Here is a 25,837-nt window from a genome sequence, read left to right on the forward strand (position 1 = left end):
GTATTAACAATAATGCAATGTTCTTACTATGCGATCAAAGATGGAATATGCATAAATATTTGATGATTCGAATTTTAGACACAACTGAAAATAAAATTCAAACTTTTTAAAATAAACATAAAAATTCAGTTGATTTTATATTTATGCATTGTTATACTAAGCCCAACAGCAATTTAACAAGGAGCGAAGGTTATGAAATTACTCGAGGAAGTACAGTTAAAGTTAGTATCTAGTTTAAAAGGTAAGGACCTATTAACCTTTCTAGACTATACAAGTGAAGAGGTTCAGCAATTAGTTGAATTAGCGACACAGTTGAAAATAATTACAAAAGAAGGAAAATGTCCGAAGCTGCTAGAAGGTAAGACACTCGGCATGATTTTTGAAAAACATTCAACTCGTACTCGTATTTCATTTGAAGTTGGTATGAACCAATTAGGTGGCAAAGGTATGTTTATGCATGCGCGTGATTTACAGATTGGTCGTGGTGAATCGATTTATGATACAGCACATGTGTTATCAGGTTATTTAGATGGTATTATGATTCGTGCGAACGCTCATGCAATGGTAAAGGAGCTTGCAGTGCATGCATCTATACCGGTTATCAATGGACTAACGGATATTTATCACCCATGCCAAGCTTTAGCTGATTTAGAAACAATTATTGAAAATAAAGGTCACCTAAAAGGATTAAAAATAGCATATGTTGGAGATGGCAATAACGTGGCGCACTCATTAGTAGTCGCTTCTGCTCACGTAGGAATGAACGTGGCAGTAGCAACGCCAGTTGGCTATGAATGTGATGCAGAGGTGATTGCAAAAGCACAGGCTATCGCAGCAGCAAATGGTAGCCTAATTACCATTACAAATGATCCTGTAGAAGCAGTGTTAAACGCGGACGTAGTTTACGCGGATGTATGGACGTCAATGGGCCAAGAAGAGGAAACGGCAAAACGTCTACAAGACTTTGCCGGTTATCAAATTAATGATGAGCTTGTCGCATACGCCAAACCAAATTATATGTTCCTACACTGCTTACCAGCTCATCGCGAAGAAGAAGTAGCGTCATCTGTTATAGATGGCCCAAATTCCTATATTTTTGAGCAAGCGGAAAATAGACTCCATGCGCAAAAAGCGATACTTGCGTCAATTCTAGCATAGAACTTTGCATTACTTTGCGCCTGAGTAAGCGTAATGTTTTATAGTTATACTTCTCGATTTGAGAAAGTACTATATAGACAGAGTTCATATTGGCAACAGGGGATGTCAATATGAATAACATAAAGTGGTTGCAGACAGAGGGATGTTAGCCACGCGTGATGTATGTTATCAAGATGGATGACCACATCGCTACATAATAAAGTAACCTGGGAGACGCTGGGTTACTTTTTTCTTGCTAACTGCCCATTTACTCTAATACCTAGTTTTCCAATCTTTTATAGAGAATTAAAACGATTATCTATATAATAGGATAAATAAGTTATTTGAGGAGGGCTTCAGATGAATATTGACCATATCGAAGCGTTTTTATATGTAGTACATTATAAAAGTATTCATAAGGCTGCTAATGCATTGTTTTTATCTCAACCGACTGTGACGGCAAGAATTAAATCATTGGAGCGAGAGTTAAATGTAGAGTTATTTCATCGCAATGGGCGAAGTGTAATATTATCGGATAAAGGCAAGGATTTTGTACCTTTTGCGACACAAATTGTGCAAACCTTCGAACAGGGAAAGAAACAATTAGAGGAATCGAAGGAGTCTGACGAAGTGTGCATTGGTACAAATGGTGTCACAGCACAATATTTTTTAGCTTACGCAATGCCAAAATGGAAGAAAGACTTTCCACATTTACGCTTTCAGATTATCACAGGTTCAACAGCGGTGATTTTAGAAAAATTACAAAGTCATCAAATTCATCTTGGTCTAATTCAATACGTGCATAGGGAAGGAATTTGCAATGAGCTATTGCTAAGTAATGCAGTCAAACTTGTGATGCATCGTGAGCATCCCTTTATACAACAAAATCTAATAAAAGCAAAGGAATTGGCACAACAGAAAATAGTGTTTTTTGAATGTGGGGCCTTTGATTGGAATTATGTGCATAAAATGTTTGAGGTAGAGGGCGTAGCAGCAAATATAGAAGTGCGAACGGATCATTTAGAAGTGGCGAAAGAATTTATCCGTACAAGGGAGTATATAAGCTTTTTACCATATCTTTGTGTGAAAAAAGAACTTGAAAGCGGTGAGTTTGTTGAAATTGATATCAAACATTTACTTGATATGAATCAACACATTTTTCTAACGTATAAAAATAAACAGACGCTGGCACCAGCCTTTTGGAAAACAATAGTAGAAACAGCTGAGCGATTTGAAAGCATTCAAGAAAATCTGATTTGATAAAATTTTTTTTAAGTCAGTAAATTTTTTCTATTAAGTAGCCTATTGCAAACTGTATAAATGAACTGTATTATCTTCCTCAACCCTATTTTATTTATGAGTATTCATAAATTGAATATTTTTTTAATTATAAAACATACTTAACCACTATGTTTAGTAAAAATAAAATTTGAGGAGGAACAAATATGGTGAGACAGGACAAAATTCGATTCGGAGCTATTATTCATGGTGTGGGTGGTAATATTTCAGGTTGGCGTCATCCTAAGGTAGCTAGCAATCAAAGTGTAAGCTTGCCGTTTTATATTCAGCAAGCACAAAAGGCTGAGCAGGGGAAATTTGATGTTGCTTTTATTGCAGATGGTTTGTTCATCAATGAAAAATCTATTCCTCATTTTTTAAATCGTTTCGAGCCAATAACAATTCTTTCGGCGCTAGCAGTAGCAACGAAAAACATCGGTTTAGTTGGTACTGTATCAACTTCCTATAGCGAACCATTTACAGTTGCACGCCAATTTGCCTCTTTGGATCATATAAGTGGGGGCCGTGCAGGGTGGAATGTTGTTACGACGCCATTAGAAAGTACTGCCTTAAATTACAATAAATCAATTGAACAGCATCCTAGCCATGCAGAACGCTATCAAATTGCTGAGGAATATTTAGAAGTGGTAAAGGGCTTGTGGGATTCATGGGAAGATGATGCTTTCATAGCAGATGTAGAACATGATGTATTTTTCGATCCTGAAAAGCTGCACACACTAAATCATAAGGGCAACTATTTTTCAGTACAAGGTCCGCTAAATATTGCACGCTCTAAGCAGGGGCAGCCTGTTATTTTCCAAGCAGGTTCTTCAGATGCAGGTATTCGATTAGCAGCAAAGGATGCGGAGGCAATTTTTACACACGGTGCGTCGTTAAAAGAATCACAGAAATTTTATCAAAGAGTGAAGACTGAGGTTGTGGCATTTGGACGCAATCCAGATGAAGTTAAAATTTTCCCAGGAATCTCTCCGATTATTGGCGATACGCTTGAGGAAGCGGAAGCGAAGTATCAGGAAATCGTTGAGCTTGTTTCGATAGAGCGCGCGCTTACTTATCTTGGTCGATATTTCGATCATCATGATTTTTCACAATATGATGTAGATGCTCTGTTTCCAGAGCTTGGTGATATTGGAGCAAACAGCTTTAGAAGTACGACTGATTATATTAAAAAATATGCCAAACAAGAAGGGCTAACATTGCGCCAAGTAGCGTTACGTGAGGCAACCCCCAAAACAGCATTCTTTGGTACAGCAGAGCATGTTGCTGACCTCGTGCAGGAATGGTTTAAGCAAGAGGCGGCTGATGGCTTTATTATAGGCGTTACTGTACCTGGAGCACTGGATGATTTTGTAGACAAGGTTGTGCCGATTTTACAAGCAAGAGGGCTATATCGTGAAGAATATGAAGCTGACACATTACGTGGTAACTTAGGTTTACCATTTAAAGAAAGCCGTTATGTCAAACAGTCTGTCTAAAAACCGAGTAAATATATAAGAATAAGTGTATTTAAGGAGGCAATGTATGAGCTATTCATTAGGTATATTAGATCAAAGCCCTATTATTGAGGATGCTACAAACGAGCAGACCTTACAAAAAACAGTGGCTCTAGCACAAAAAGCAGAGCAATTGGGCTACTCACGTTTTTGGGTGTCAGAGCACCACAATACGGATACACTAGCAGGGTCATCGCCGGAAGTATTAGTATCTTATCTCCTTGCAAAAACAAAGTCTATCAATATTGGATCGGGTGGAGTAATGCTACAGCACTACAGTCCTTACAAGGTAGCAGAAAATTTCCATGTTCTCGCGTCGTTGGAGCCAGGGCGTGTTGATTTAGGCATAGGGAAAGCACCGGGTGGTTTACCTCTCTCTACGAAGGCATTGCAATATGGCACCCTCAATAATGACGAAAATGATTTTGAGGAAAGATTAACATTTTTACAGCAATTAATTGAGCAAACAGTACTAGCAGAGCACGAGTTATATGGAGTTCAGGCAACACCAATCCCAAAGGTAAAGCCAGCATTATTTTTACTTGGGGCAAGTCCACAAAGTGCCACACTTGCAGGTACACTAGGCATTGCGTTTGTCTTCGCGCGATTTATTAATAGTGATAATGATGTATTAGCACAAGCAGCTACAGCTTATCGCACGCATCATCCAAATGGTCATTTTGCTGTCTCCATCGCAGCACTTGCAGCCCCTACAAAAGAAGAGGCGATAGCGTTAATTGGTGATCAAAAAATTACGAAGGTGCATTTAGCGAGTGGCAAAAGTCTAACATTACAATCAGTAGAACTTGCAGAGAAATTTGGGCAGGAATCTGGGGAGTCATTTACGGTGAAGCAATATGATGCAGATATTTTATGTGGGACTCCAGATGATATAAAAATGATATTAGATGACTACCATGTGCGCTATCGAATTGATGAGTTTATTTTGCATACGCCTGTGTTGAAGGAATTTGAACGGGAGCGATCATTTGAGCTATTGAGTCCAGTCTATTTACAGCAAAAGGAAGCGGTAAGCTAAGGAGGAAATGAATATGACGAAAAATATAGATGTAATAGTTTGGTCAAAGCAAGGTTGCAGTTATTGTAATGAAGTGAAAAGAAGATAAGGGCCTCCGCGGATATCACGGAATCGTAAAGGATTTCACAGAGGATGTTAGCCTAAAATCATCGCATCCATGCGATAACGGCTAACTGACCTGCATGGTGCGCCTAAGCACAAAGCCGATTCCGGACGCAATTATGCCAAGGCATAATTGGTAACAACAAGGTATTTCTTACAAAACCGTAGATGTAACACATAAAGACGCATTCCGTGACATCTTAGAAGCAAAATATGGTGTCCGTTATGTTCCGGTTGTCGAAATTGGAGCAAATGGGTCTTTAAAGCAGTAACAGAAATTGGGAATTTATAAGCAGCGCTTGCTGTTGATTTACCGTCGCATGCATAAGAAGAGAGGGATTCTATGAAAAAATTATCGTTTTATTTACTATTGTTGCTAGTGCTACTTTTAACAGCTTGTACAAGTTCTGAAAAGTCCGAAGGGGATACTAGTGAGAATAAAACTGCACAAGGTGGAAAAGGCGTTCAAAAAATTATTGTCGGTACAGGAACCCAATTTCCAAATATTTGTTTCATTGATGACAAGGGGAATTTAACCGGCTATGATGTAGAGCTTGTTCGCGCCATTGACGAAAAGCTACCAGAATATGAGTTTGAATTTAAAACGATGGAATTTTCAAATTTATTACTAAGTTTAGAAACAAAGAAAATTGACTTTATCGCCCATCAAATGGAAGTCAATAGTGAGCGAGAAGAGAAATTTCTCTTTAATAAAGAGCCTTATAATGTATTTCCATTAAAAGTAACGGTCAATACAAAAAACGATTCTATTCATTCTATTGATGATTTGAAAGGGAAAAACGTTAGTGTTTCGCCAACTAGTAACTCTGCTGTCTATATAGAGAAATACAATAAGGAACATAATTTAGGTGCTAATATTGTCTATTCGTCAGGTTCGGTTGATGTTCACAATCAACTTGCAACAGGTCGAATCGATGCAATCATTACAACACCATTTGCAGTAAAGTACTATAACGAAAGCAATAAGGCACAGGAGAAGGTAGTAGGAGATGCTTTATTAAATTCAAAAGTGTACTTCTTATTAAATAAAGACGAGGTTGTCTTACAGGAGCGACTTGATGATGCCATCCGAGAATTAAAGGCAGAAGGCGTCATTAGTAAGTTAAGTAAGAAATGGCTAGGTGACGATTATTCAGTAGACTTCTAAACGATATAGGAAAGGAAGAAGGAAGTATGGCTAATGACTTTGACTTCACACTAATTGCAAAAGTACTTCCAATATTGCTTCAGTATTTACCGGTAACACTCGAAATTTTAGTGTTCGCTACTTTTTTTGGCATGCTACTTGGTATCGTAATCGCTATACCAAAGTTGCTACACATACCAGTTTTGAAGCATATCATAACGATTTATATTTCGTTTATTCGAGGTACGCCGGTTTTAGTGCAATTGTTTTTAGTGTTTTATGGTATACCAGCATTATTAAAGCTTGTACATATTGATGTAACAAGAATGGATGCTATGTATTTTGTAATTATTACTTATACGTTGAGCAATTCTGCATCGTTTGCTGAGATTTTTAGAGCGGCTATTTTAACGGTTGATCGTGGACAAATGGAGGCAGCCTATTCAGTTGGATTAAGTGGTATACAGGCTTTTCTACGTATAGTGCTCCCTCAGGCGATTCGTGTTGCCTTTCCAAATATGGCAAATACGATGATTAGTTCTTTAAAGGATACTTCTTTAGCATTTTCAATTGGTGTCATGGATATGGTGGGACGTGGAGAAACACTAATTGCTTCAACAACAAGGGCGCTAGAGATATATTTGGCGCTGTCCATTGTTTATTATGTCATTGTTATGCTACTAGAAAAGGGTTTGAAATTAAATGAACGATATCTTAATCGATATATGCCAAAGGAAGCTACATCTAGCTAGGGGGAAATGCTATGACTATAGATATTGCTTTTATTTTTGAAGCTTTAATAGAAATTAGTAAAGTATTGCCGTTAACTTTGTTCATGGCAGTTACACCTGTCTTATTAGGCATTTTTATTGGCATAATAGTTGCTTTTGTTCGGATACAACAAACAAAAATTCTCGCACCTTTGTTGAATTTTTACGTTTCTTTTTTTAGAGGTACACCAATCATTATGCACATTATGCTTGTTTATTTTGGCATACCAATTGTTGTTGATGTCATTTCAATAACTTTTAAGCTTGAGTTTCAATCAAGCTCTATCCCTATTTTACTTTTTGTTATTTTGGCTTTGACGCTAAGTGCAGGAGCTTACACCTCCGAAATAATTCGATCCGGTATTTTAAGTGTACCTAAGGGACAGCTAGAGGCAGCATATGCAGTCGGTTTGACTTTTTCACAGGCGATGCGACGCTATATATTACCTCAAGCATTTAGTAAATCCATTCCTAACTTCACAAATGTCTTGATCGGTTTCTTACATGCCACGTCACTAGCTTTTTTCCTTTCAGTCAAAGAGTTAACAGGAGTTGCAAATATTGTTGCTTCTATTAATTTGAAGTTTTTGGAGGCATTTATCGCCGTAGGGCTAATTTATTGGGGTGTTTCAGCTATCATTGAATGGCTCGCACACCGTATAGAAAAAAGAGTAACAGCCTACAGTAAGGGTGGCATTTAAATAGAGTCGTTTATATAGAAAGGGGATAAGAACGATGACAGTAGCTGAAATAGTGATTGAGCATTTGAAAGAGGAAGACTATGCAAGGTATTTAGAGGTTTTAGTAGAGAGTTATGCCCAATATGAAAAAGAATATGAAAACCCAGAGGACTGGGCTTCTTACTTAAGTGATATTCGGGCATCTGTCGGTAACCCTAATGCAGAGACAATTTTAGTGGCAAAGCGGGGTGATGAGATTTTAGGGGGACTGCAATTATTTACAGATTCTGAAAAAGCATATGGTTTGCCAGCGCTTAACATAAAGTCTACTATTGTGCGCTTACTTGGCGTGCATCCTAAAGGAAGAGGGCTAGGTGTTGCTAAAAAGTTATTGGATGAAAGTTTCGCCTTTGCACGCAAACGTCAGGATCGAGCATTATACTTACACTCGGGTGATATTATGCAGGCTGCTATTAATCTTTATTTATCCTTGGGTTTTGTCAGAGATGAATCTAAAGAGTTTAATAAGGGGGATAAGCTTGTAAAAAGTTTCCGCTATGATTTATAAAAAAGAACCCGTTGATATTGTACATCAACGGGTTCTATATGTTTTAACGTAATAATTTAGTTTACATGTTGAAAATTTTCCCTGGATTCATAATATTATGTGGATCAAGTGTTGCCTTGATGCTTTTCATCACTAATAGAGATGTTCCATGCTCTGTAGATTGATATTTCATTTTTCCAATACCAACCCCATGTTCACCGGTACATGTGCCACCACGCAGTAAAGCAAATTGGACAATATGTTCATTGAAGAGGTCTGCTTTTGCCTGCTCCTCAGCATCGTTTGGATCTAACATTAACAAAGCATGGAAGTTACCGTCTCCAACATGACCTACAATTCCACCTGCAAGACCAACTGCCTCAAGCTGTTCACGAGCATATAAAACAGATTCAGCAAGCATAGATATTGGCACACATACATCAGTCGACATAAGCTTTTTCCCCTGGATATGCATGGATATATGCATAGGCCAATGAATGGCGCGCCTCCCAGAGCTTATTCCGTGCTGAATTGTCTTGTTCGAATTCAACAGAAAGACAGCCAAAGTCCTCAAAAATTTCACTAGCAAAATCTATATCGGCAAGCATACCTTCTTTATTTCCGTGAAATTCTAGAAATAGTGTCGGTTTTTCTTCATAGGATGTTTCATTATAAATATTTGCTTGTTTGATAGAGGCTTCATCGACCAGTTCAACACGGCCAATTGAAATGCCCGCTTGCAACAATGCGGTTACTGCACTGACAGCATCGCCAACTGTCGTAAAAACTGCACGTCCCGCCGTTACAAATTCGGGTATTCCATAGACTTGTAAAGTTAATTCTGTAAAGCAACCTAGCGTACCCTCAGAGCCAATAAAAAGGCCATTCAAATGATAACCAGAAGAGGATTTTGCTGCTAAGCTACCGGTATGAATGACTGAACCGTCTGCGAGTACAACCTCTAAATCTCGTACTTGATCGCGCATAACACCATACCGCACTGCTGTTGTCCCGCTAGCATTCGTTGCTGCCATTCCACCAAGTGTAGCATCAGCACCAGGGTCAACTGTGAATTGAAGTCCATGTTTTTTTAATTCTTTATTCAATTGAGCACGTGTTACACCCGGTTGTACTTTCACAAGCAGGTCATCTGGTCGAATTTCTAAAATAGCATTCATTTCAGAGAAATCGATAGAAATGCCATTTGCAATGGGAATTGCATTACCTTCCAAGCTTGAGCCAACACCAAAAGGTACGACTGGTACACGTTCCGCATGCGCAATTTTTAAGATGGCACTGACATCGGCCGTGGAACGAGGAAAGACAACGATATCTGGTAAGCTCATTGCATGATGAGATTCGTCCCTTCCATGTAGCTGTCGCACCGTTTCGTTTGTTGACACCTGTTCTTCAGATAAAATCTTTTTTAGTTGATTTACTATTAATTCTACAGCAACAGTCATTCCAATTCCCCCTAATTTTCTGATAAGTTAAACTTTATCATGCATTTATTGGAAATGGAATGAACTGTCTATAAAAAGTTAGTGAGCAAAGGCTTTTTCAAGTTTTTGAACAAATGCATCCTGCTCAGTGGGACTAGATTGCTGCCACCATTTTTCAAAAAACACACCAAGCCCTGGAAGTAAATGCTCTTCACCACGGCTAATTGCATCTTCGACAATATCCTTAAATTCGGCCGCTGATTGACCATGTACATTTGTCGTAATCGCATCTCTTATTTGAAAATTCATCTATTTCGCCTCCTTAGTAGTAATTTTGTCCAACCTTTTAAGAAATATGTATAGTGTGACAAATCAATTATGCCTCGGCATAATTCCGCTGCCGCTACAGAAAACATTTGTAGCTATCGCTATGCTTTCGTGTAGATAAACAATGCGTTCGGAATCTACTTTGTCCTTGCACCGAAGATTTCCTTTCCGCTGCTGTGTCATCCGCCAGAGCTTTAGGTCAACAGATGTTTTATTGCACGAAAGCGTAGTGCTAACGCATGATGATGATCACTCAGTTGTTGTTGTTGCTGACGCTCCGCTTTCGCCCAGATAAATTGCCACAGTATGTGGTGCTTTTAGACTGAGTTCCTCTCTCGGATGTCAATAAGGAACTTAAACCGGCATTCATTTCACCACTTATAGAGGTAGGAGATGAATGCTGAAAGAAGTTAAAACATATGATTTTTGAAATTTTATACGTTTGTTATGTATAAATATTAAAAAGGACTTATAAAAACTCTCTGATCATATTGACAAAGGAGCGGTTCGACACTTCCTTGTATAGTAACTAAGATGAAGGTACCTAGGAATAATGGACTGTGCACAGTCGGCAGGATAATAGGATGACAACACAGCATAATAAACAAAAGTTATCACCTGAACAATCATTTGAGGAAGTATTAGAATTAGTCCAACCAATGATAACGTCGATTTTGTTAAGGTGCCGTATTTATAAGGATTTTGAGTATTATCGTCATATAGCATCCATAGCCGTGTGGGATGCTTGGCGTAAAGCGGATCAATCAAAAGGGCTGTTTTCTGCTTATATTTATACAACCGTAAAAGGAGAAATTTTAAAAGAGCTTTCAAAGGAAAAGCGTTTTGAAAATATTCATACACCTATGGATAATGACACGATAAATTATATTAGAGATCATGAAATGAATGAAAGCAGTCCAGTTTTTATAGAAAGCATTATGTCTCATTTAAAATTTGATGAAAGAAAAATATTACTACTTTTTTATGTAGAAGGTTTTAGTTACTTTGAAATAGCAAAAGAACTAGGTATATCTGTGGACGCTGTTAAAAAACGACGTACAAGAATAATGATTAAGCTTCGTGAGTTATTAAATGAATAGTACTTTAAGCATCAAAGGTATGCTAATATCATAACTGAATATTGGCATACTTTTTATATTTGCATACAAATTCTAATAAAAATGCTATGATTTGTAAGAAGTCAAAGAAAAATACAATTTTTAATTTTATATTTCTTTCAGGTAGATCATATTACCTATCTAATTTAATTATTGGTATGGAGGGTTTCTGTTGGAGAATTGGTTGAAACAATTAGAGATAGAAAAGAAAGAGATTTGGTATATAGTATTGCCACTATTAATAGTGTTGCCACTACTAGGTTTAAGTAATCAAATATTTGGCTTTAAGGAAGAACATTATATTTGTTTGAATTTGATTATACAAATACTAATTATTGTTTTTACAATGGCAATCGCTATTCAATCTTGGCTTGTTTTTTCACATTTATTATCGAGTCAAACATTATACATAGGTAATTTATTTTTTATCATCGCCTTGTTTGAATTAGTAAGCGTGGTTATCGCTCAATATCCAATGGCTGATACACTATATTTTGAAATATGGTTGGATTTAATCATGCGTTTATGCTTATCAATCGGTTTTGTTTTTATTATTTTAAAGCCAAAAAAACGCTTAACGATGAATGATCGTAATTATACATATGGCAGTTCCTTATTATTTGTACTACTGAGCCTTTTTCTAGTGTATCTCTCTTCAAAATATTTTTTACTTGAAGAACAATTGTTGCTGAAAGCAAGCGCTATTGCTCATTTAATGTCTGCTGCCTTACAAGGTGTAACGATAGTAATTTTGAGTAAATATATAAAAAAGTTGCCAAAACGAGTTATGTGGCTTATTAGCGCAGCGCTTTATTTAATTATTAGTGATATTTTCTTTGCGTTCATAAAAGACTTGAAATCAATTTGGGGCTTTCCAGCATTAATTTATCAATTTTTTGGCTTCTTCTTTTTCCTAAAAGCTATTTATTATACAACTGTTGAAAAACCATATACGCAACTTTTAAAAATAAAGCGAGATCTTGAGCATTCGCAACAGGAGCTTCATTTTCAAGCTTATCATGATGATATTACTAAGCTTCCAAATGAACATTTATTATTGAAAACCTTAAAAGAGGAATCACATGACAATAGTCGTCAAAAAGCAATCATTGCAATCGAAATTGATCGCCTTGCTGCTATTCGTTCATCTATAGGTATTAGCTATTCTAATACAATGATGAAGCTTGTAGCTGAAAGAATTCAAGCTATATTACCCCCTCATTATTTTGCTACAAAGCTTCGTGAGGGACAGTTTATTATTTATATTAATCATGTGAAGACAAGAGAAGAGTTGCTACAATTTTGCTTGAACCTGAAGAGTACGATGAAAAAACCATTACAAGTACAACTTTTTCCACTTAACGGAAATCTTAATATTGGTATTGCCCTGAATGAAGAAGACTGCTCAGGTGAAGAGCTTTTAATGCATGCACAGTTAGCGATGAGAGAAGCGGGTCAAATACCTCAAAGAGTTCTTTTTTATAAGCCGTATATGTCAAATGGCATTGCCGATCGTATATTGATTGAGCAAGAGCTTCATAAAGCATTGGCTAATGAAGAATTTTACTTGGATTTTCAGCCTCAAGTAAATTTAAAAACTGGTAAAATCGAATCGGTGGAAGCGCTAGTACGTTGGCGTCATCCAACCCGTGGATTTGTTTCACCTGAGTTGTTTATCCCAATTGCAGAAGAATCGGGTCTAATTATTCCCTTAGGAAAATGGATTTTAGAAATGGCGTGCACTCAAGCGAAGACATGGAAGGAGCAAGGCTTACCACCAATGAAGGTTGCTGTGAATGTATCCATTGGACAGTTATTCCAGCAAGATTTAGTGCATATGGTGCAAGAAATCTTACAACGTACAAATTTAGAACCGCAATATTTACAATTGGAAATTACAGAAAGTATGACAATGAACATTGATCAAATAACTCAGCTACTGCATGAGTTAAAGGCACTTGGTATACAAATTGCTGTTGACGACTTTGGGACAGGGTATTCGTCGCTTTCGTATTTAAAAGATTTTCCAATCGATTGTTTAAAAATTGATCGGGCGTTCGTTCGAAATATACAGCATAATTCAAATGATAAAGCGCTCGTTTCTATGATTTTATCAATGGCAAAGCATTTAAGATTAAAGGTTGTTGCTGAAGGAATTGAAGAAGTGGAGCAACTTGCTTTCCTGATTGACGGTGATTGCGATTATATTCAGGGTTATTTATTTAGTAAGCCGATTTCAGCAGAACAGATTTCCCAAAACTTTAACGAGATAAACAGTCGAGCAAAAGATATTTTAACAGAGTTAAAATATGAAGAGGATTTCGTCATTTAAAGTTGAAATTTTCAGGGGTGAATAATAGAGCGATGGATAGAGCAGCAAAAGTGATGGGGAGAAGAGCTGAAATGACGGATAGAGCAGTCAAAGCGACGGAAAGAACAGTCAAAGCGACGGAAAGTAGAGGCGAAGCGACGGAAAGAAGAGGCGAAGTGACAGAAAGAAATTCGAGCGACGGAAAGAAGAGCCAGAGCGACGGAAAGAAGAGGCGAAGTGACGGAAAGAGCAGCCAGTGATGGATAGAACCGCCAAAGCGACGGAAAGAGCAGTCAGCGATGGAAAGAACCGCCGAAGCGATGGAAAGAGCAGTCAAAGCGACGGAAAGAAGAGTTGAAGCGATGGATAGAACGGCCAAAGCGACGGAAAGCAGAGGCGAAGTGACGGAAAGAAATCCGAGCGACGGAAGGAAAAGCCAGAGCGACGGAAAGAACAGTCAAAGCGACGGAAAGCAGCCAAAATCGTGGATAGAACCGCCAAAGCGACGGAAAGAAGAGCCGAAGCGACGGAAAGAACCGCCAAAGCGACGGAAAGAGCAGCCAGTGATGGATAGAACCACCAAAGTGAAGGAAAGAAGAATGAAGCGATGGATAGAGCAGCCAAAGTCGTGGATAGAACCGTCAAAGCGATGGAAAAGAAGAACCGAAGCGACGGAAAGAGCAGCCAGTGATGGATAGAACCGCCAAAGCGACGGAAAGAAGAGCCAGAGCGACGGAAAGCAGAGGCGAAGTGACGGAAAGAAATCCGAGCGACGGAAGGAAAAGCCAGAGCGATGGATAGAGAAGCCAAAATCGTGGATAGAACCGTTAAAATAATGGATAGAGCAGCCAAAATCGTGGATAGAACCGTCAAAATGATGGATAGAGCAGTCAAAGCGACGGAAAGAACCGCCGAAGCGATGGATAGAGAAGCCAAAATCGTGGATAGAACCGTTAAAATGATGGATAGAGAAGCCAAAATCGTGGATAGAACCGTTAAAATGATGGATAGAGGGAAAGAACCGCCGAAGCGACGGAAAGAGCGGCCACAGCGATGGATAGAGCAGCCAAAGTCGTGGATAGAACCATCAAAGCGACGGAAAGAAGTCAAAATGATGAAGTGGTTGATTGGAATCAAGGCTGGTCGACTCCTTGTGGCTCATCAGACGCCCCCAGAAATCGCCCGGCCGAACGGTAATCAAACACTCGATTTGACGGTAATAGGAATTTTATTGACATAATAAATAGGAAAACTGCTTACTTCATCACAGGAAGTAAGCAGTTTTATATTTGATGATAAAGTTTAATGTACGAGGTACTCTTCTTTTAATTCTCCTATGTCCACTTCGGAGCGTTCCTCTAAAGACCGACGTAAATGGACAGTTGCAGTTTTACCATCATCATGAAGTTTGTCAATCCAAATCGATACGCCATTATAGCTTACTTCATATTCTTTTGGTGAGGCAACAATTTCTTGTGCACGTGTATATTCCACTTGCAGGCCCCCTTATTTTTTTGTTTTGCCTTCTTTAGTGACTGAATTTATCATGTTCATAAACTCTTGAGAAAACTCTTCACTAACTTTGTTAGGCGCTATTTTTTGGTTTTTCGGCGTTTGAGGTAATGACCCTTTATTGGCACTTTGACCTTGCTTATTGTCTCTTCCCATGTTCAGTTTCTCCTTTCTTTTTGATATTTCTTAATATGGCTTTGAATTGATCTTTTTATCATGGGAAAAACTAGGGAAAGGTAAGAATTTATTGTATATATGTTTAGTGCTTTTTGTGTTAATAGATCGTCTTAAATGAGCATACTAAGCGTAATACGTGCTAAACTCCAAGAACGACTTCATGATGAACATCCTTTTGGTCAAATGAAAATCCTTTAGGACCGAAATCATCCTCACCATCACGATGAGTCTTTATTTATAATGAAACCTTTTTGATAGAAAAATCATTATTTAATAACGCCCAGTTTTGCGGGAATGGGAAACCTAACGCCCAATAGCTAATACCTCGAAGATTATATTCTTTCGTCATGTCAAACTTAGCTTGTGCACTTCTAGCATCTTCAAACCATACCTCATGATTTCTTCCTTGTTTATCAACATAACGGAAATACGGTGACTGAGCAGTTCTATCATATTGAATGGTTGCGCCATGTTTTATAGCTCTGTTAAGGGCTTCTTGAGAGCTGAATGTTTCTGCTTCTTGGCCTTTAACATGTGGTAGAAGCCAATCGCGAGCATAAATTTGAAAGCCTAAAAATATTTTGTTAGCAGGCATAACGGATAAAGCATATTCCACAACTTTTCTCATCTCGTTAATGGGTGAAATGGCTTGTGGTGGACCAAGTCGGTATCCCCATTCATATGTCATCAAAATGACAAAGTCTGCAATTCTTCCGTGTGCTTCATAATCATGAGCCTCATATAAAGTTCCTGCCTGCGTTGCGCTCGTTTTTGGGGCAAGTGCCGTTGATACTAGGAATCCTTTTGGATGAAGACGATCAACAGCTAATTGGAGGAAAGTGTTGTAATTCTCTCGATCTGCTGGAAGAACGTTTTCGAAATCAACGTTTAGGACTTTATAGCCCTTTTCCTGCATCACTTGCAAAGTATTGTGGATAACCTTTTCCCGTAAATCTGCACTAGATAAAATAACATGTGATAAGTTGGAACCGGCTTCTGTGGAAGAGAAATTCGTAAGGGTTAACATAGGTGTAATGTTCTTAGCAATAGCTGCATCGATCATTTCTTTATCCTTTATAGGTTGTAATGTCCCATCCTCCTTCACCATATAAGCAAAGGGGCTAAAATAAGTTAGTAGATGACCGATTGCGTTAATCGACTGTACGGCTTCTTTAGGCTCTTGATACGTATAAGCATTTACTTCAATGGTAGGCTTTGCTCTCGGAATAATTAAATGCGCACCAGCATAAATCATATTTGGATTAGAAATTCCATTTTCTGAAACGATTGCTTGAATAGTCGTTCCAAATTGTGTAGCAATTTGCGATAAAGTTTCTCCTGGCAGCACAATATGTGTAGTGGGTGGAATAATTAGTCTAGTTCCAGGTGTTAAAACATCTGGATTGGTTAAATGATTTTCTGTGATAATCGATTGCATAGTCACCCCGTAATGTTGAGAGATCGACCATAAGGTGTCACCCTTTTTTACAATATGGGTTGTGTAAGGGGAAGGGATAACGAGTGCTTGCCCGATTACTAATTGATCTGGATTAGATAAAGCGTTTAATTGGATAATGGAATTGGTAGGTACAGAATAGCTGTTTGCAATTTGCCAAAGTGTTTCACCAGCGCTTACAACATGGATAATCATAAGGACACCTCCTTAGTGGTTTCAATATAGCATCATATGTATGAATAAAGAGAATGAGCATTTATCTTTCATTTTTAAGCGATAAAAATTCCGATTTTCATATTCTTTCCAAGTGATAAGCATAGGATAAAACATATGTATTGCATCATTTGAGAGAGGAGCTGTGTGTTGAAGAAAGTAAAGCTCACAGGAAGAATTGTTACCCCTAAAGATCCGGACTATGAGCAAGCAAGAACAAATAATAACTTAAATGATCCCAAATTTCCCGGTATCATTGTATTTTGTCGACATACGAAAGATGTTATCAATGCATTAAGATGGGCAAGAGAAAATAATGAATTATTTCGAATCAGAAGTGGGAGACATAACTATGAAAATTATTCATTATTAAATGAAGGTCTCGTTATAGATGTTAGTGATATGAATGACATAACTATTAACCAGCAAGATATGACAGCAAGAATTGAAGCGGGCGCTAATTTAGGAAAAGTATATCGGATATTATGGGAAAATGGTTTTACAATCCCGGCAGGAACTGAAGGTAGTGTAGGGGTTGTTGGTTTGACACTTGGTGGCGGAATTGGCATGCTATCACGTCCGTTTGGGCTAACATGTGACAATTTACTTGAACTTGAAATGGTTGTTGCAAATGGTCATGAAGGGGCTGAAGTAATCCAGGCTGACAAGGAGAAAAATAGTGATTTATTTTGGGCAAGTTGTGGCGGGGGTGGTGGGAATTTCGGCATCGTTACAGCTCTTACATTTAAACTGCATCCTATTTCTAACGTATCGATTTTCGCCATTACATGGGGTTGGGAAGATTTTGAACGAGCCTTTGACACATGGCAAAAATGGGCGCCATATACAGATGAACGTTTGACCTCACAGATTGAGCTTAAATCTAAGGAAGTGGGCGAAATTGTTGCTCAAGGTGAGTTTATAGGTACGGCATCTGAGTTAAAGAAACTACTCCGTCCATTAAGGAAAACAGGTTCACCAGTGAATATATGGATAAAGGAAGTACCGTATATTAAAGCGGTAGAATTTTTTGACTTACCGAGCGGCAACAAACCAGCCTTCCGTAAAAGGTCAGGATCCTTTATTGAAAGGCCATTCCCTCATGCTGCTATTGTAAAAATGAAAGAATTTTTAACGAATACGCCAAATAGAGACACGACTATTTGGCAGCAATCTCTTAGAGGTACGATCAGTCAAATTGCGTCAAACCGGACAGCTTATTATTATAGGAATGCTTTGATTGCTCAGGAGTATAATACTTCATGGAAAAAAGCTAAAGAAGAAGAAAAAAATATTCAGTGGGTGGAGAATTTAAGAAGAGCTTTGTCACCTTACACTGCTGGCGATTATGTGAATTTCCCGGATCGTTTTATAAAAGATTGGCCAACTGCCTATTATGGTCGTAATCTTAGAATGCTTAGAGAGGTAAAGGGGAAATACGATCCGTTTAATGTATTTCATTTTCCTCAAAGTATTCCGCCAAATAAAAAATGGCTTTAATTGAGGAAGATGAACTGCCCGTAAAAGCCTGTTGTGAAGACTAATAATCAGTGGGGAGGAAAGAACCCCCACTGATTAAAGTTTCACTTTCGCTCTACTTTATTTTTCTGCAAGTATTTTATTGATCGCTGGAATATCAGCGGGAGCAAAATTAAGATTTAGCAGCTCATTTCGAGGAACCCATCTAATTTCAGCATGTTCTAACAGGACAGGCTCTCCTTCTGTAATTGACGCTTTAAATGTTTCTAAGCGTACGATAAATTTTTCATATTCATAAATCGTATCCTCAACCTTTTCACCGACTTGTATAGAGCAATTAAATTCCTCTAATATTTCACGAGTCAAAGCTTGATCAGGAGATTCACCCTCTTCAATTTTACCACCAGGAAATTCCCAATAATTTGCTAGTACCATATTAGGATTTCTTAACGCACAAAAAATTTCGTGCTTATCATTTTCTATAATTGCACCGACTACATGTACATTTTTTTTCATTTATTTTCATCCCCATTGTGCATTCTTAAAATAATGAAAATTATAACATATATCACTGAAAAATCCCCTATTGTCGAGTAGGGAATAATTTTGCTCATTTCCATAGCGTGTGGTTGATTTCCGTTACGGTTGGGCGCTTTATAGCTGCCGCTTCGCTTTCGCACAGAAAACATTTGTAGCTGTCACTTTGCTTTCGCTACAGAAAACATTTGTAATAGAAAAATAACAATTAAACTGTTTTTTTGCATGACTATGTAATTGTCGTTTTCTACTGTATAATAATGAACAATATATAGGAAAAAGGCGGTACGAGGTACGATGAAAAGAATTGAATCTACGCAAAATGCGTTAGTGAAATATTGGAAGAAGCTTGCGACAACACGTAAAGAGCGTGAAAGATCTGGAGAATTCCTAGTAGAGGGATTCCACTTGGTGGAGGAAGCATTAAAAAATACGGAACAGGTGATGCAACTAATTGTACGTGAAGGTGTAGAATTACCAATGCTTTGGCCGATTGATAATGTAGCCATCGTTGAGGTAACGGCTGCTGTTGCCAAGGAGTTTGCTGAAACGGAGACTTCACAAGGTGTATTTGCGGTTTGTAAGCAGCCTTTGTTAGACGAAGGTGTAATGGCCACGTGGCGCAAGGTGCTGCTAATTGATGCCGTGCAAGATCCAGGAAATATTGGGACGATGATTCGTACTGCAGATGCAGCTGGTTTGGATGCAGTCATACTCGGTAAGGGCTGTGCGGATTTATATAATCCTAAAACGCTTCGTTCTGCACAAGGCTCACATTTCCATATCCCGGTCATTCGAGGCGATTTAGAGGATTGGATTGAGCAGCTACAAAATAATGGTGTACCAGTATTTGGGACTGCTTTAGATGAGGATGCAGTTGTCTATAGCGATGTTGAACATGCTGGTGCATTCGCGATCATGATGGGGAATGAAGGTAGTGGTATTCATCCACAACTACTTTCGATGACAGATCAAAATATTATTATTCCAATTTTGGGACAAGCGGAGTCTCTAAACGTAGCAGTAGCAACAGGAATCGTTTTATATGGATTTGTTAAGTAGGTAATAAAAGCAATGACAACTGTAATTGCAAGAATATGGTGAAATCGTTAAAATTGTTGGTCATCACCATAAAGTGTGGTTGATTTCCGTTCCGACTGGGCGCTTTGTTGCTGCCGCTTCGCTTTCGCACAGAAAAACATTTGTTGCTGCCGCTTCGCTTTCGCACAGAAAAACATTTGTTGCTGCCGCTTCGCTGTAGGGTCTCGAGCCAACACGATGTTGGTCACAAAGGCGTTATCACAGGATGTGATGCTTTTAGCCTTCGTTCCTGCCCAGTCTCCACTCCAAATCAACTAATATATGGAATATAGTTTAACAAATGTCATCGGCAATTTTTGGCGATGAGCCTAAAAATTGCCGATAGAACCATTTTTATCGATGGCAATAGGCACATGGCTCTTGATTTGAATTGGTATAGTATTGTATAATCACTGTTAAAATGTAAACGAAAATGCTTTGACCGGGAAGTAGTAAAGATTGTGAATGGACGACAGGGAGTGCAGGCCGAAGATTGAGAGCCAGTGCCGTACCAATGCAGTTTTGAATTCATCCCGCGAGCAGCTACCGGGACCAGCGAAACGCTGTAAAGGTATGCCGGCTTTAATCTAGTCGTTATGTCAATGAAGTGATTGTTAGGAATTTTCCTGCAATAACTAGGGTGGTACCGCGAATATGTCCTCGTCCCTTTTTTAGGGGCGAGTTTTTTTATGCCATCAACAAAATTGGCATGGATTTGAACAAGGAGGGTTTATTACATGGAAGAGCAATTAAAGCAATTAGAGCAAGAAGCACTTGCTAAAATTGAAGCGGCAGCAAATTTAAAGGAATTAAATGATGTGCGAGTAGCATATCTAGGGAAAAAAGGACCTATCACTGATTTATTAAAAGGTATGGGGAAATTATCCGCTGAGGAACGCCCAAAAATGGGTGCTTTAGTCAATACAGTTCGTGAAAAGGTAACGGCTGTATTAGAGGAAAAGGTAACTGTGCTAGAGGAAGCAGCCATTGCTGAAAAATTAGCAAGTGAGTCGATTGATGTCACTTTACCTGGCCGTGAAATTAAAGTTGGCAATCGTCATCCATTAACACGTGTTATTGAAGAAATTGAAGATTTATTTATCGGTATGGGCTATGAAATTGCTGAAGGGCCGGAAGTAGAAAAGGATTATTACAACTTCGAGGCATTAAACTTACCGAAGGGACATCCTGCTCGTGATATGCAAGATTCGTTCTATATTTCCGAGGAAATATTATTACGTACGCATACTTCTCCTGTGCAAGCTCGCACGATGGAAGAGAAGAAGGGTGAATCAATTCGCATTATTTGTCCAGGGAAAGTATTCCGTCGTGACAACGATGATGCTACACACTCTCACCAATTCATGCAAATTGAAGGGTTAGTGATCGGTGAAAATATTCGCATGAGTGACCTTAAAGGTACACTTGATACATTAGCGAAAAAAATGTTTGGTGCGGACCGCGAAATTCGACTTCGACCAAGCTTCTTCCCATTCACAGAGCCATCTGTTGAAATGGATATTTCTTGCTTCAAATGTGGTGGTTCTGGCTGTAACGTATGTAAAGGTACAGGCTGGATTGAAATTTTAGGAGCTGGTATGGTGCATCCAAATGTACTTGAAATGGCTGGCTATGATCCGAAGAAAGTATCAGGCTTTGCATTCGGTATTGGTGCTGAACGTATTGCAATGTTGAAATATGGTGTCGACGATATTCGTCATTTCTATACAAGTGACACACGTTTCTTATCACAATTCGAGCGAACAGAAGCGTAAGGGGGATAACAAATGTTAGTATCATTAGATTGGTTAAAAGATTATGTAAATACACAGGATTTAACACCTGAGGCGTTAGCTGAAAAAATTACGCGCTCTGGAATTGAAGTAGATGCAGTAATTGACCGTGCTAACGCAATGGATAAAGTTGTTGTCGGCTATGTCGTATCAAAGGAGAAACACCCTGAAGCAGATAAATTAAATATTTGCCAAGTGGATGTTGGTGAAGCTGAACCACAACAAATTATTTGTGGTGCTCCAAACGTTGATGCTGGTCAAAAAGTTATTGTCGCTCGTCCTGGTGCACATTTACCAGGCGGCATTAAAATAAAAAAAGCGAAACTTCGTGGACATGAATCAAACGGCATGATTTGTTCATTACAAGAGTTAGGAATCGAAGGGAAACTAGTTCCTAAAGCATATTCTGAAGGTATTTATGTGCTTCCTGAGGGAGCTGAGGTCGGTTCAGATGCCCTTGCTATTTTAGGTTTACGTGACACAGTATTAGAGCTTGGTTTAACACCAAACCGCTCAGATGCACTGTCAATGCTAGGTGTGGCGTATGAAGTTGGCGCAATTCTATCTGAAGAAGTGAAGTATCCAGAAATCGCCTACAGCACATCTTCTGAAAAAGCAGCAGACATGTTAAAGCTTCGAGTAGAAGATTTACAAGCAAATCCAATGTATGTAGCAAAAGTTGTGAAAAACGTAAAAATCGCGGAATCGCCAATGTGGCTACAAAATCGTCTAATGGCAGCAGGCGTACGCCCTCATAATAATGTGGTCGATGTAACGAACTACATTTTAATGGAATACGGTCAACCGCTTCATGCCTTTGACTACGATAGTCTTGCAACAGGTGAAATCGTAGTGCGTAAAGCAACAGATGGCGAAAAAATTACTACTTTAGATGACCAAGAGCGTACATTAAAAGCAACAGATTTAGTCATTACAAATGGCAAAGAGCCAGTAGCTATCGCAGGTGTAATGGGTGGTGCTAACTCTGAAGTAAATGATTCTACAACAACGGTTGTGATCGAATCTGCTTATTTCGATGGTTTAACTGTACGTCAAACATCACGTCATCTTGGACTTCGTTCAGATGCTTCTGCTCGCTTTGAAAAGGGTGTTGACCCTAACCGTGTATTACCAGCTGCAGAACGTGCTGCTGCACTACTAGCTGAACTAGCTGGTGGGGAAGTGTTAGAGGGAACATGCATCGTAGATGAGCTAGATAAATCACCGGCACGTGTTGTCGTTTCTCCAGATTTTATTAATGAACGTTTAGGTATGAAAATTTCATTAGAAGAAATGTTGACAATTTTAGAGCGTCTTAAATTTGGCGTAGAAGCAGCAAATGGTTTACTAATCGTTGATGCACCAACACGTCGTCAAGATATTAAAGTTGAAGAAGATATTGTAGAAGAAATTGCTCGTTTATATGGCTATGATGAAATCCCGATGACGTTACCAGAGGGAGCAAACCAAGTAGGTCGTCTAACACCATATCAAGCAAATCGTCGTGTAGTTCGTAACTATATGGAGGGGGCAGGCCTTTACCAAGCTGTCACTTACTCATTAACTTCAGATACATTGTCACAACGCTTTGCATTGAAAGCCGAGCCAGTAACACGTTTACTAATGCCGATGAGTGAGGACCGTTCAACACTACGTCAAAGTCTTATCCCACATTTAATTGAAGCGGCTGCATATAATGTTGCACGTAAAGCTGACAATGTTGCATTGTATGAAATTGGTTCAGTATTCCTTGGTCAATCAGAAGAGGGGTTACCATACGAGGAAGAGCATGTGGCGGCAGTAGTTACAGGAAAATGGCTTGACCATGCTTGGCAAGGGGAGAAAAAAGCAGTAGATTTCTTCGTCTTAAAAGGCATTGTAGAAGGTGTTATCGGTAAGCTTGGTTTAGAGGACCGTATTTCATTTGTGAAAGCTGAAGTAGCTGGATTACATCCAGGACGTACTGCTAGCATTCTTTTAGACGGTGAACAAGTGGGTATTATCGGTGGATTACATCCAGCAGAGCAAAAAGCATGGGGTGTCAAAGACACATATGTAATGGAAATGAATCTAGTAACATTATTAAATGCTAATGCAAAAGAAGCACCTCTTGGTTATACACCAGTGCCTCGCTTCCCAGCAATGTCTCGTGATATTGCCCTTATCATGGACCGTACAACAACAGCTGGAGAGGTTATTGCTGCGATTCGCTCAGCAAGCGTGAAATTATTGAAAGACATTCGTGTATTCGACGTATATGAAGGTGAAAAAATGGAGGCTGGTAAAAAATCAGTTGCATTCTCCCTAACATACTTCGATCCAGAACGTACGTTAACGGATGAAGAGGTTGTTGCAGCACATAACAAAGTGTTAAAAGCTATTGCAACAATTGAAGGTACAGAAGTACGCTAATTTTTAACTTCTTTTCAGCATATAGGTTTTGTACCGAACGCGTAGCAACAAGTACAGATGTACCTCTAAAGCGCTGAAAGAAGTTAAGCCTCCGGAGCTATTATGCCGAGGCATTATTGATTATGTTTTTGTGAGCTGTCTCTTAAGGAGGCAGCTTTTCGTTTTTTTTACGTCATTTTTATTGGAAGTCAGAGAGAAATAAAGAGCTGGAGAGAAGACTTTACGTTAATTTACACGTTTAAACATTCCTCAATATTCAGAAATAACAAAAAATAAATTTTTGATTTATATTTGTGTATAGTATAATTTGGATAGAAAATTTTACTATTGGGTGGTAGTTATTATGAAAAATCATCGAAAAAGAAGAGGCTTTTCCATGCGTGCCCGATTAATATGGGCGTTTACTTTGACACTTTTAATTCCCAGTATTGCCATTGGTACGTTTTCATATTTGAAGGCTTCTGATCAATATGACAAGGAATTAAGTAATAGCTCGCGCGAAAATGTCGATTTATTAAATACACTAATTTCAAATGAGATATCACCTATTCAAAGTGATGCGGAGTATTTAGCTGCTTCTTTTAATAAAAATGTGCAAGATGCAGATGCTTTAAAGGAATTAGAAAAATATAATGCTTTACATAGCAATGTCTCTGTTGTCAATTTAGCAATTGAGGGGCACAAATTTATGCGTGAGCCATATGCTAAATCCTCAGCCGATTATGATCCATTTACGCGACCGTGGTACTTAAAGGCTATTGAATCACCAGGTAAAGGCGTTATGGTTGATCCATATAAATCAACGATTACAGGTGAATTAATATTAGCAGTATCAGCTGGTTTACAAGATCGTTCAGGGGTTATTTCTATTGGTCTAAATTTAGACGGAATTTCCGAGCTAGTGAAATCAGTGGAGATTGGTGATAATGGCTATGCTACATTAGTAAATGCCAATAATCTTATTATTGCTGATCCACAATTAGAGGCAGGAACGGAGCTCAAAAAGTCGTATATAGAAAAGATACAAGGAAAAGAAGAAGGTAGTTTTACCATTGAAGAAGATGGGAAAAAGCATCGAGTGTTTTTTACTACTAATAAACTAACTGGGTGGAAAATTATTGGTACTATGGATTTAGCAGACGTAGCAGCTGTCACAAAACCAATATTAATAAACACGATGACCGTTATTGTCATTTCACTAATCGTATTTGGAATCATTGGTGCTTTCATTATAAGAACAATCACTCAGCCATTAAATAAGTTGTCAACAGTAGCTGAGCAGGTTGGAGATGGTGATTTACGTAATTTAATTGATATTAAAAGACATGATGAGATAGGTAAATTGGCAGATATATTCAATAAAATGATTCTATCTTTACGTAATGTAGTTGGTAACATTAGTGAGGAATCCAATCAGTTAGCTGCATCATCGGAGGAACTTACAGCAAGTACATCAGAAAATAAACGAGCTACATCGCAAATTGTTGATTCCATTCAAACATTTGCTGAAACGGTTGATTTGCAAGCCGAAACAATTAATGATAGCACTAACGCTGTACTTGAAATGTCTTCATCTATTCAACAAATTGCCGTTAAGTCCGATACCGTTAATGAAATGTCGCATAAAGCAATGGAGGCTGTTGTGATAGGAGACGAAACTATTCAAACAGCAATAGGCCAAATGAAAATGATTCAAAGTACTGTCCAAGCACTTGAAAACACCGTACAAACACTAAGTGTTCAAATGAAATCGGACGTATTGTAGA

Annotated in this window: 24 protein-coding genes and 1 pseudogene; 18 read left to right on the forward strand and 7 right to left on the reverse strand. The window is 38.5% G+C overall.

The genetic code is table 11. The features are described from left to right. Positions 1 to 192: 192 nt before the first annotated feature. The 9 genes from argF (at position 193) to PVA17_RS04640 (ending at position 8,235) form a co-directional block, all read left to right on the forward strand. Positions 193 to 1,158, forward strand: coding sequence for an ornithine carbamoyltransferase (argF, locus tag PVA17_RS04605; RefSeq protein WP_274067030.1), 966 nt, complete (start codon positions 193 to 195; stop codon positions 1,156 to 1,158). Between the two features lie 339 nt (positions 1,159 to 1,497). After that, positions 1,498 to 2,397: a LysR family transcriptional regulator gene (locus PVA17_RS04610; protein ID WP_274067031.1), complete on the forward strand. Its 900-nt coding sequence runs from the start codon at positions 1,498 to 1,500 to the stop codon at positions 2,395 to 2,397. A 185-nt stretch (positions 2,398 to 2,582) separates the two neighbouring features. After that, the gene (locus tag PVA17_RS04615; RefSeq protein WP_132357164.1) at positions 2,583 to 3,911 is read left to right on the forward strand and encodes an LLM class flavin-dependent oxidoreductase; all 1,329 of its coding nucleotides are present in this window, start codon (positions 2,583 to 2,585) and stop codon (positions 3,909 to 3,911) included. Between the two features lie 46 nt (positions 3,912 to 3,957). Further along, positions 3,958 to 4,968, forward strand: a complete 1,011-nt coding sequence (locus PVA17_RS04620; protein WP_274067032.1) for an LLM class flavin-dependent oxidoreductase — start codon at positions 3,958 to 3,960, stop codon at positions 4,966 to 4,968. Positions 4,969 to 5,219: 251 nt separating this feature from the next. Then, complete coding sequence (locus tag PVA17_RS25265; protein ID WP_132357296.1) at positions 5,220 to 5,342, forward strand: hypothetical protein; 123 nt, start codon at positions 5,220 to 5,222, stop codon at positions 5,340 to 5,342. Positions 5,343 to 5,413: 71 nt separating this feature from the next. Beyond that, positions 5,414 to 6,238 (forward strand): transporter substrate-binding domain-containing protein, encoded by an 825-nt coding sequence (locus PVA17_RS04625; RefSeq protein ID WP_274067033.1) that lies wholly within the window; start codon positions 5,414 to 5,416, stop codon positions 6,236 to 6,238. A gap of 26 nt (positions 6,239 to 6,264) precedes the next feature. Then, complete coding sequence (locus tag PVA17_RS04630; RefSeq protein WP_132357161.1) at positions 6,265 to 6,969, forward strand: amino acid ABC transporter permease; 705 nt, start codon at positions 6,265 to 6,267, stop codon at positions 6,967 to 6,969. Positions 6,970 to 6,980: 11 nt separating this feature from the next. Beyond that, complete coding sequence (locus PVA17_RS04635) at positions 6,981 to 7,688, forward strand: amino acid ABC transporter permease (protein ID WP_132357160.1); 708 nt, start codon at positions 6,981 to 6,983, stop codon at positions 7,686 to 7,688. 34 nt (positions 7,689 to 7,722) lie between these two features. Continuing rightward, complete coding sequence (locus tag PVA17_RS04640) at positions 7,723 to 8,235, forward strand: GNAT family N-acetyltransferase (RefSeq protein WP_132357159.1); 513 nt, start codon at positions 7,723 to 7,725, stop codon at positions 8,233 to 8,235. A gap of 61 nt (positions 8,236 to 8,296) precedes the next feature. Here PVA17_RS04640 and PVA17_RS04645 read toward each other — a convergent pair. Together PVA17_RS04645 and sspI are read right to left on the reverse strand one after the other, a co-directional pair. Beyond that, a pseudogene (locus PVA17_RS04645) lies at positions 8,297 to 9,677 on the reverse strand (FAD-binding oxidoreductase). 78 nt (positions 9,678 to 9,755) lie between these two features. Next, complete coding sequence (gene sspI, locus PVA17_RS04650; protein WP_132357157.1) at positions 9,756 to 9,965, reverse strand: small acid-soluble spore protein SspI; 210 nt, start codon at positions 9,963 to 9,965, stop codon at positions 9,756 to 9,758. Positions 9,966 to 10,567: 602 nt separating this feature from the next. On the opposite strand from sspI, the gene PVA17_RS04655 reads away from it, so the two are divergent. The 4 genes from PVA17_RS04655 to PVA17_RS04670 all read left to right on the forward strand — a co-directional run bounded on the left by PVA17_RS04655 (position 10,568) and on the right by PVA17_RS04670 (position 14,652). Further along, positions 10,568 to 11,083: a sigma-70 family RNA polymerase sigma factor gene (locus PVA17_RS04655; RefSeq protein ID WP_274067034.1), complete on the forward strand. Its 516-nt coding sequence runs from the start codon at positions 10,568 to 10,570 to the stop codon at positions 11,081 to 11,083. 190 nt (positions 11,084 to 11,273) lie between these two features. Beyond that, positions 11,274 to 13,433 carry a bifunctional diguanylate cyclase/phosphodiesterase gene (locus PVA17_RS04660; protein ID WP_274067035.1) on the forward strand — a complete coding sequence of 720 codons (2,160 nt, stop codon included), beginning with the start codon at positions 11,274 to 11,276 and terminating at the stop codon, positions 13,431 to 13,433. A 278-nt stretch (positions 13,434 to 13,711) separates the two neighbouring features. Continuing rightward, complete coding sequence (locus tag PVA17_RS04665; protein WP_274067036.1) at positions 13,712 to 14,110, forward strand: hypothetical protein; 399 nt, start codon at positions 13,712 to 13,714, stop codon at positions 14,108 to 14,110. 242 nt (positions 14,111 to 14,352) lie between these two features. Beyond that, on the forward strand, positions 14,353 to 14,652 hold the full coding sequence (locus PVA17_RS04670) for a hypothetical protein (RefSeq protein WP_274067037.1): 300 nt from the start codon (positions 14,353 to 14,355) through the stop codon (positions 14,650 to 14,652). A 62-nt stretch (positions 14,653 to 14,714) separates the two neighbouring features. Here PVA17_RS04670 and PVA17_RS04675 read toward each other — a convergent pair whose 3' ends face one another. The 3 genes from PVA17_RS04675 to PVA17_RS04685 form a co-directional block, all read right to left on the reverse strand. Beyond that, complete coding sequence (locus PVA17_RS04675; protein WP_132357154.1) at positions 14,715 to 14,906, reverse strand: H-type small acid-soluble spore protein; 192 nt, start codon at positions 14,904 to 14,906, stop codon at positions 14,715 to 14,717. 12 nt (positions 14,907 to 14,918) lie between these two features. Further along, positions 14,919 to 15,080, reverse strand: coding sequence for a YfhD family protein (locus PVA17_RS04680; RefSeq protein WP_248716778.1), 162 nt, complete (start codon positions 15,078 to 15,080; stop codon positions 14,919 to 14,921). A gap of 256 nt (positions 15,081 to 15,336) precedes the next feature. Then, positions 15,337 to 16,752: a LysM peptidoglycan-binding domain-containing protein gene (locus PVA17_RS04685; RefSeq protein ID WP_274067038.1), complete on the reverse strand. Its 1,416-nt coding sequence runs from the start codon at positions 16,750 to 16,752 to the stop codon at positions 15,337 to 15,339. Positions 16,753 to 16,920: 168 nt separating this feature from the next. Between PVA17_RS04685 and PVA17_RS04690 the strand changes: the two genes are divergently transcribed. After that, positions 16,921 to 18,270 (forward strand): FAD-binding oxidoreductase, encoded by a 1,350-nt coding sequence (locus tag PVA17_RS04690; protein WP_274067039.1) that lies wholly within the window; start codon positions 16,921 to 16,923, stop codon positions 18,268 to 18,270. 99 nt (positions 18,271 to 18,369) lie between these two features. Here PVA17_RS04690 and PVA17_RS04695 read toward each other — a convergent pair whose 3' ends face one another. Beyond that, positions 18,370 to 18,765: a (deoxy)nucleoside triphosphate pyrophosphohydrolase gene (locus PVA17_RS04695; RefSeq protein WP_132357151.1), complete on the reverse strand. Its 396-nt coding sequence runs from the start codon at positions 18,763 to 18,765 to the stop codon at positions 18,370 to 18,372. 318 nt (positions 18,766 to 19,083) lie between these two features. On the opposite strand from PVA17_RS04695, the gene PVA17_RS04700 reads away from it, so the two are divergent. Continuing rightward, entirely contained in the window at positions 19,084 to 19,848 is a 765-nt protein-coding gene (locus PVA17_RS04700) for a TrmH family RNA methyltransferase (RefSeq protein ID WP_274067040.1), read from the forward strand. 47 nt (positions 19,849 to 19,895) lie between these two features. Here PVA17_RS04700 and PVA17_RS04705 read toward each other — a convergent pair whose 3' ends face one another. Continuing rightward, positions 19,896 to 20,075, reverse strand: a complete 180-nt coding sequence (locus PVA17_RS04705; RefSeq protein ID WP_274067041.1) for a hypothetical protein — start codon at positions 20,073 to 20,075, stop codon at positions 19,896 to 19,898. A 528-nt stretch (positions 20,076 to 20,603) separates the two neighbouring features. Here PVA17_RS04705 and pheS point away from each other — a divergent pair. The 3 genes from pheS to PVA17_RS04720 all read left to right on the forward strand — a co-directional run bounded on the left by pheS (position 20,604) and on the right by PVA17_RS04720 (position 25,836). Next, positions 20,604 to 21,641 (forward strand): phenylalanine--tRNA ligase subunit alpha, encoded by a 1,038-nt coding sequence (gene pheS, locus PVA17_RS04710; protein WP_132357149.1) that lies wholly within the window; start codon positions 20,604 to 20,606, stop codon positions 21,639 to 21,641. Between the two features lie 12 nt (positions 21,642 to 21,653). Next, the gene (gene pheT, locus PVA17_RS04715; RefSeq protein ID WP_274067042.1) at positions 21,654 to 24,071 is read left to right on the forward strand and encodes a phenylalanine--tRNA ligase subunit beta; all 2,418 of its coding nucleotides are present in this window, start codon (positions 21,654 to 21,656) and stop codon (positions 24,069 to 24,071) included. A gap of 343 nt (positions 24,072 to 24,414) precedes the next feature. Then, on the forward strand, positions 24,415 to 25,836 hold the full coding sequence (locus PVA17_RS04720) for a methyl-accepting chemotaxis protein (RefSeq protein ID WP_274067043.1): 1,422 nt from the start codon (positions 24,415 to 24,417) through the stop codon (positions 25,834 to 25,836). The last annotated feature ends 1 nt before the right edge of the window (position 25,837 follow it).

Source organism: Lysinibacillus sp. CNPSo 3705, assembly GCF_028674935.1.
Taxonomy (GTDB): domain Bacteria; phylum Bacillota; class Bacilli; order Bacillales_A; family Planococcaceae; genus Lysinibacillus.

Excerpts from the sequence above, each read along its gene's own strand:
- sspI (WP_132357157.1), bottom strand. The coding sequence starts at position 9,965 with ATGAATTTTCAAATAAGAGATGCGATTACGACAAATGTACATGGTCAA.
- PVA17_RS04700 (WP_274067040.1), top strand. The coding sequence starts at position 19,084 with ATGAAAAGAATTGAATCTACGCAAAATGCGTTAGTGAAATATTGGAAG.
- PVA17_RS04630 (WP_132357161.1), top strand. The coding sequence starts at position 6,265 with ATGGCTAATGACTTTGACTTCACACTAATTGCAAAAGTACTTCCAATA.
- PVA17_RS04665 (WP_274067036.1), top strand. The coding sequence starts at position 13,712 with ATGGAAAGAACCGCCGAAGCGATGGAAAGAGCAGTCAAAGCGACGGAA.
- PVA17_RS04615 (WP_132357164.1), top strand. The coding sequence starts at position 2,583 with ATGGTGAGACAGGACAAAATTCGATTCGGAGCTATTATTCATGGTGTG.
- PVA17_RS04695 (WP_132357151.1), bottom strand. The coding sequence starts at position 18,765 with ATGAAAAAAAATGTACATGTAGTCGGTGCAATTATAGAAAATGATAAG.
- PVA17_RS04640 (WP_132357159.1), top strand. The coding sequence starts at position 7,723 with ATGACAGTAGCTGAAATAGTGATTGAGCATTTGAAAGAGGAAGACTAT.
- PVA17_RS04680 (WP_248716778.1), bottom strand. The coding sequence starts at position 15,080 with ATGGGAAGAGACAATAAGCAAGGTCAAAGTGCCAATAAAGGGTCATTA.
- PVA17_RS04720 (WP_274067043.1), top strand. The coding sequence starts at position 24,415 with ATGAAAAATCATCGAAAAAGAAGAGGCTTTTCCATGCGTGCCCGATTA.
- pheS (WP_132357149.1), top strand. The coding sequence starts at position 20,604 with ATGGAAGAGCAATTAAAGCAATTAGAGCAAGAAGCACTTGCTAAAATT.
- PVA17_RS04620 (WP_274067032.1), top strand. The coding sequence starts at position 3,958 with ATGAGCTATTCATTAGGTATATTAGATCAAAGCCCTATTATTGAGGAT.
- pheT (WP_274067042.1), top strand. The coding sequence starts at position 21,654 with ATGTTAGTATCATTAGATTGGTTAAAAGATTATGTAAATACACAGGAT.
- PVA17_RS04655 (WP_274067034.1), top strand. The coding sequence starts at position 10,568 with ATGACAACACAGCATAATAAACAAAAGTTATCACCTGAACAATCATTT.
- PVA17_RS04685 (WP_274067038.1), bottom strand. The coding sequence starts at position 16,752 with ATGATTATCCATGTTGTAAGCGCTGGTGAAACACTTTGGCAAATTGCA.
- PVA17_RS04610 (WP_274067031.1), top strand. The coding sequence starts at position 1,498 with ATGAATATTGACCATATCGAAGCGTTTTTATATGTAGTACATTATAAA.
- PVA17_RS04625 (WP_274067033.1), top strand. The coding sequence starts at position 5,414 with ATGAAAAAATTATCGTTTTATTTACTATTGTTGCTAGTGCTACTTTTA.
- PVA17_RS04635 (WP_132357160.1), top strand. The coding sequence starts at position 6,981 with ATGACTATAGATATTGCTTTTATTTTTGAAGCTTTAATAGAAATTAGT.
- argF (WP_274067030.1), top strand. The coding sequence starts at position 193 with ATGAAATTACTCGAGGAAGTACAGTTAAAGTTAGTATCTAGTTTAAAA.